This is a genomic window from Streptomyces sp. NPDC058239, assembly GCF_042882185.1.
Classification (GTDB): Bacteria; Actinomycetota; Actinomycetes; order Streptomycetales; family Streptomycetaceae; genus Streptomyces.
Genome location: NZ_JBHVWS010000123.1, coordinates 1 through 5,978, shown reverse-complemented (window position 1 = coordinate 5,978; position 5,978 = coordinate 1). Strand labels below are relative to the sequence as shown.

Here is a 5,978-nt window from a genome sequence, read left to right as displayed (position 1 = left end):
CGCCAAGGGCGCAGGCGCAGGCCTCTCCAAGATCGGCGACATCACCAAGGGCCTCAAGGGCATCGGCAACATCGAGATCCCCAAACTCCCCGACGACGCGATCGTGCTGCCGGAGGGTTCGCTCAAGCTGCCCGACGGCACCGTCCACCTCCCCAAAGGCGCGGCCGTCCCCGACGGCGGGATCAAGCTCCCCGACGGGAACGTCAAGTTCCCCGACGGTGCCCCCGTCCTGCCCGAGGGCACCACGAAGCTGCCCACCAGCCCCGGTGAACCGGCACGCTACTTCGACAGCGAGTACAACCTCCTCGACGAGAACGGCGACGTCCTCCAGAAGGCGGAAGACGTCCGTACCGAGGGCTCCCCGGACATCCACCCGGACACGGGCGCGGACACCCCGCACATCGGCTCCCCCGACAGGGAACCGGTCCTGGCCGGCGTCGGCGCCCACACCGCCGACAACGCCGCCCACATCGGCGACAATCCCATCCACTTGGGCGACAGCCTCGGCAACGACCTCGGGGACGTCGGCCGCGTCGGAGACGACCTCAACGGCCCCACCGCCCATACCGGCGACAACCTCCCAGGTCCCGCCGGTCACATCGGCGACAACCTCCCCGGCGGACACGCGGACGACCTCGCACACGGCCCCACCGCCGGCCACGAACCGCCTAACAGCCACACAGGCGGCCACGGCGACGGCCCGAGCGGACCGCACGACCCGACGCCGGCCCACCACAGCGACCACGGCCCCAACAGTCATGCCGACGACGGCGCACACCACGGAGCGGACGAGGGCACGCCGCACCACGGGTCCGACGACGGCGCACACCACGGCAACGGCGACAGCCACGATCCCGGCCCGGGCGGACACGACCCCGAGGGGACGTCCCCCCACGACCACACGGACGACGGCACGCACCACAATGAGAGGGACATTCGAGAGCCTGGGGGTTCACTCGCCGACGATGCCGCTCGACGTGCTGCGGACCCGGTCCGAATCGGGGATGAACCGCTTCCTCCTCCTGGTCCGGGCAACAAGTTCCTCGGCCAGTTGCCGGAAAGCCGCCTGACACGAGATGCGGACGGCCTGATCACCCATGTCGACGGCCGCAATTTCGAGCATTTCCTCAAGGATCTTTCCTTCCAGCGCGGCGCCGCATACAAGGAAGCCAAGGAACTCGGCACCTTCCCCAGGAAACAGGTGGGTGCCTGCGTCGGATCGGTCATGGACCTGCGAACGGGGATGGTCTTCGAGGGAATCAACGGGAAGTTCGACAACATCATCCCTGCCGACCGCGTCCACCCGACCATTGCCGCACGATACGAGTCGATCGCAGACTCCGCACCGGCCCCGGATCACCCGCTCGGACATGCCGAGGTCAAGGCCGCGAACGAACTGCTCTGGGAACGGAAGAAGTTGGGGCTCCCGGACGGCGATGCGGCGCTCTCCGAGCTCCGCGCATCGGTCGAGTTCCCGTACCTGCCGCACATGAAGACCGAACTCCCCGGGCGCCCCGCGGCTTTCTGCGCAAACTGCAACATTATGCTGGATGGCGTGGACAGCTTGCAGGGCAGGTTCACCGGCAACCCGCCGACCAACGACAATTGGATTCCCTGATGGCCGACGTGACACGAATCGACATCGACGACCCCGAGGTCGATATGGATCAGGGACAGCGTCTGTTGTACCGGGGCGAACTCTTCACCGGTGAGGTGGAGGAACACCTGGGGAATGCCGTTGTCAGCCTGGATTCCTACGTGGCCGGGGTGCAGCACGGTCCCAGCCGTGAGTGGTACAAGGACGGCACGCTCCGGTCCGAGGCAACGGCCCGCGAGGGACGTCCGGTAGGGGTGTCCAGGGAGTGGCACCCGAACGGCACGCTCGCCGCCGAGGTGGTGTTCGCCGACGACGGTCTGACCATGCTGGCGGACCGCCGATGGGACGAAGAGGGCCGGCCCACGAAGGACTGGCGCAAGAGCGAGGACTGAGTTCTGCGACAGCATCGAAGGCGACGCCGACTGCCGGACCACCCCAGTCCGGAAGGGCAGTTCGGCGTCTCCTGAAGGACTGCGTCGACCGCCGATCGGTCAGCCGGACGCTTCTCCCGTGGGAGCCAGGGCCAGTTTCATCAGCTCTCCCGCCCTGTTGACCAGCAGGTCGGGGACGTCTTCCTCGTAGAAGCGGATCTGCCCGATGACCCCCTCGGTGCCGGAATGCCACGCGAGTCGCTCCGCCAGTGAGTCCAGCTCGGGCAGGGATTCGGCGTGCACCTCTTGACGTGCCGTCAGGGACCATCCGTCGGCTGTCGGAACGAGCTCACCGACCAGGACCCCGCCGATGCGCACCGCGGGCCCGCGTGCCGCGAGCAGGGGGAACATGTCACCGATCTCGTCTGTCATGTCATCCGCCGGGCCGTCCGCCGAGTCCTCGATGCCGAGGTGCCATCGCAGATCGGCGAGCACGGCGCTCGGCACGGAGGCCCGGAGGTCCAGGGCGATGTCCACGGCGTACACGTCACTCATGCCCGCAGCCTAGCCAGTCAGCATGAGCACGACGGCAGACAGGGCGCCGGTGCGAGGCCACCGTGTCGCTCGGGGTGCGGGAACTCGGCTCCGGCCAGGCGCCGTAGGGGCGGGTCCGCCGGCCCGGCGGTGGGCGTCCTCCTGTGCGAGGAAAGCGCGACGCCATCCGGTCTGCACGGCGAAAGCGCGCGCGGGTTCATGGTCGAACACCCCGCGTGCCGTAGCCGCCTGAGTAGGCTTCACCCATTCGAAGCGGATCAAAATGCCTGTGCTGCCGAGAGGGAGTGGCCCCATCGCCGAGCGTCCGAACTTCGCTGAGTTGCTGCGTCGTCATCGGCGCGCAGCCCGCTTGACGTTGGAGGAGCTCGCCGAAGCCTCAGGGGTCGGCGTACGGACCTTGTCGGACCTGGAGCGCGGACGGAGCAAAGGGCCCCAGCACCGGACCGTTACCGCTGTGGCGGACGCGCTCGCGCTGGAGAACGACGCCCGCAAACAGCTCGTCGAGCTTGCGCGAGACGGCCGCCTGCGAGATCACTGGACACGTCCGACCGGCCTGTGTGAGCTGCCCCGGTCCGTGGACGACTTCACCGGCCGCACTGCGGAACTGGCCTGGATCGATAACCTCGTTCACGCCAAACACTCCCCGGGTGCCCCCGTGGTGGGGATCATCACCGGCTCCGCAGGGTCGGGCAAGACGACCTTCGCCGTCCGCTCTGCCCACGCCTTACGACCGAGCTTTCCCGACGGAGTGTTCTTCCTCGACCTGTTCGGTATGTCCCAGCGGCCTCTCGCCGTCGATGACGCCTTGGGGCTGGTGATCGGTGCGCTCGGTGTCGCGGATCAGCAGATACCGGCCGACACTCAAGGGCGTAGCTCCTTGTACCGCTCGCTGCTGCGAGACAGGCGTGTCCTGGTCGTGCTCGACAACGCCGCGTCCGAGGAGCAGGTCCGCCCGCTGTTGCCGGGAGAGGGCGCGGGCAGGGCTCTGGTCACAAGCCGGCGGTTGCTGGCCGGCCTGGAGGGTGTGCGCAGGCTTGTCCTGGGGCCGCTGCCGTTGTCGGAGGCCACGGAGCTGTTGACCGGGATTGTGGGCGAGCGTTCCGCTTCGGACGGGGAGCCGGCGCTCGCCCGGCTCGCGCAGTTGTGCGGAGGGCTGCCGCTGGCGCTGCGTATCATCGGAAACCGGCTGGCCAGTCGGCCCGGATGGAGCGCCGTCGAACTCGCCGCGCGGTTGTCGGACGAGGAGCGCCGTCTCGATCAGTTCAAGGCCGGCGACCTCAAGATCGCCAATGCGTTCGGGATGTCCTATGAACAGCTGGCGGCTTCCGCCCGGCGGGTCTTCCGCCGGCTGGCCGTGGTGCCCGGCCGGGACTTCGGCGCCGCCCTCGCGGCAGTTGTCGGCGGGACCTCGATCGAGGATGCCTGGAACGCGCTGGACGAACTCGTCGACCTCGGCCTGCTGCAGGACAGCACGTCGGGTCGTTACCGCTTCCACGACCTGGTGCGACTCTTCGCCCGCGAGCGGCTTCAGGAGGAGGAGAGTTCGGTCGAGCGCGATGCGCTCACCGGCAGGGTGACGTCGTGGCTGCTGCGGATGGCCACGACGGCCGGGCGGTGGTTCGAACCAGCCTACGGCCGTCCCGACCGGCCCGATACCGACCTCGCCGTCCTGTCCTCGCCGGAGCAAGCCGAAGTGTGGCTGCGCGTGAATGTGGACAACTGGCTGGGTGCGATGCGGCTCGCGGCGAGCAGCGGTCAGCACGCCACCGTCCTCGACTGCGCCGAATCGATGCACTGGTTCTCCGACCGGTGGATCCATGGCCCGCACTGGCACGAGGTCTTCACCCTCGGCGCGCAGGCCGCCGCCGCCCTTGGTGATCCGGCCCAGCACGCGACCCAACTGAACTATCTGGCCTGGGTGCATGGGATCCAGCTGGACAGCCCGGAAACAATGCTGCGGCACGCGGCCGAGGCGATGGACCTCGCCACCCACAGCGGCACCACGGTGCAGATCGCCTGGTCGCACCACTACACCGCAATCGCGCTCCGCAAGCTCGGACGGCTCGATGAAGCCGCTGCGTCGGCGTCCCGGGCGGCGGAAATGTTCAAGTCCATCGGTGACACCGATTCCTACCATGCGTGCATCACCAACCTCGGCAGCTGCCTTCGTGACGCCGGACGGTACGACGAAGCCCTGGAGCGATACCGCGAAGTGCTCGCCTTGGTGAGCGACGACGAATCCGGGATGACACCGAGCATCGCGGCGCACCTGCGGCCACACACGCTGGCCTATCTCGGTCGGTGTCTGGGGCTGCTCGGCCGCCGCGGCGAGGCGATCACCACGCTCACCGAGGCGACCGCACTCATGGAGCAGTTCGATTCCAACTACGTGCGGGCCGGCGCTCTGGAGACGCTCGCGGCCCTGCTGGCCGAGGAAGGCCGGACCGGCGAGAGCCGCCGAGCCTACGCGCGTGCGGCGGAGGTGTTCGAGGCGATCGGCGACGCCGAGGCATACAGCCGCTGCCACGACCTGGCGACCGCCACACCCTGACGCCCCTCGAGCCGATGTGCGCAGAACTTCTGCGTGTTGTTCTGCATGGCCCGGTCGCTTCCACGCGACTTGACTTGGCTGCACCGGACGGGCGCCCAGCCTGTCCATCCACGTCGGGAGTGACCATGACGGCAATCAGGAACATCGTGCTCGTGCACGGTGGCTTCGTGGACGGATCGGGCTGGCAGGGCGTCCACGAGCAGCTGACCGCCGACGGCTACCGGGTGGCCGTCGTGCAGAACCCGACCCTGTCGCTGGCCGGTGACGTCGCCGCCACCCATCAGGTCCTCGACGGCCTCGACGGCCCGGCCGTTCTGGTCGGCCACTCCTACGGCGGCGTCGTCATCACCGAAGCCGGCAACCACCCGGGCGTCGCCGCGCTCGCCTACATCGCCGCGTTCGCCCCTGACAAGAGCGAGTCGGTCAGCTCCCTGATCGCCGACCCGCCGCCCGGCGCACCGGTCCCGCCGATCCTGCCGCCCAAGGACGGGTTCCTGTTCCTGGACCGGGACAAGTTCGCGGCATCGTTCGCCGCCGACGTGCCCGAGGCGCAGGCGGCGTTCATGGCCGACTCCCAGGTCCCGTGGGGCGTCGACGCGCTCGGCGGGACGGTCTCGGAACCGGCCTGGCGGACCAAGCCGTCCTGGTACCTGGTCGCCACCGACGACCGGATGATCCCGCCGCCCGCCCAGCGGGCCATGTCCGAGCGGGCCGGCGCGACCGTCACCGAGACCCCGGGAAGCCACGCCGTCTACGTCTCCCGTCCGGCCACGGTGGCCGCCGTCATCGCCCAGGCCGCCGAGGGCCTCGACGGCCGGTCCTAGGTCCTGCCGGCCGCGGGCGCTGCCGGCCAGGTGGCGGCGTCTCGTCCGGGCGGAGGTGCCGCCTCCGCAGCCTTCTAGGC

General features: G+C 69.2%; 4 protein-coding genes and 1 pseudogene. 4 read left to right on the top strand and 1 reads right to left on the bottom strand.

Annotated elements, in window-relative coordinates; genetic code table 11:
* Positions 1 to 1,618, top strand: a pseudogene (locus tag ACFVYE_RS47055) (hypothetical protein); the annotation flags it as partial.
* Complete coding sequence (locus ACFVYE_RS47050; RefSeq protein ID WP_383978745.1) at positions 1,618 to 1,989, top strand: toxin-antitoxin system YwqK family antitoxin; 372 nt, start codon at positions 1,618 to 1,620, stop codon at positions 1,987 to 1,989. The pseudogene ACFVYE_RS47055 and the gene ACFVYE_RS47050, both read left to right, overlap by 1 nt.
* Before the next feature lie 99 nt (positions 1,990 to 2,088).
* Here ACFVYE_RS47050 and ACFVYE_RS47045 read toward each other — a convergent pair whose 3' ends face one another.
* A complete protein-coding gene (locus ACFVYE_RS47045) occupies positions 2,089 to 2,523 on the bottom strand; it encodes a hypothetical protein (RefSeq protein WP_383978747.1) in 435 nt (144 codons plus the stop codon).
* A 262-nt stretch (positions 2,524 to 2,785) separates the two neighbouring features.
* On the opposite strand from ACFVYE_RS47045, the gene ACFVYE_RS47040 reads away from it, so the two are divergent.
* Together ACFVYE_RS47040 and ACFVYE_RS47035 are read left to right on the top strand one after the other, a co-directional pair.
* A complete protein-coding gene (locus ACFVYE_RS47040; protein ID WP_383978750.1) occupies positions 2,786 to 5,074 on the top strand; it encodes an ATP-binding protein in 2,289 nt (762 codons plus the stop codon).
* A gap of 125 nt (positions 5,075 to 5,199) precedes the next feature.
* Positions 5,200 to 5,898 carry an alpha/beta fold hydrolase gene (locus ACFVYE_RS47035; RefSeq protein ID WP_383978753.1) on the top strand — a complete coding sequence of 233 codons (699 nt, stop codon included), beginning with the start codon at positions 5,200 to 5,202 and terminating at the stop codon, positions 5,896 to 5,898.
* Positions 5,899 to 5,978 lie beyond the last annotated feature (80 nt).

Excerpts from the sequence above, each read along its gene's own strand:
- ACFVYE_RS47050 (WP_383978745.1), top strand. The coding sequence starts at position 1,618 with ATGGCCGACGTGACACGAATCGACATCGACGACCCCGAGGTCGATATG.
- ACFVYE_RS47045 (WP_383978747.1), bottom strand. The coding sequence starts at position 2,523 with ATGAGTGACGTGTACGCCGTGGACATCGCCCTGGACCTCCGGGCCTCC.
- ACFVYE_RS47040 (WP_383978750.1), top strand. The coding sequence starts at position 2,786 with ATGCCTGTGCTGCCGAGAGGGAGTGGCCCCATCGCCGAGCGTCCGAAC.
- ACFVYE_RS47035 (WP_383978753.1), top strand. The coding sequence starts at position 5,200 with ATGACGGCAATCAGGAACATCGTGCTCGTGCACGGTGGCTTCGTGGAC.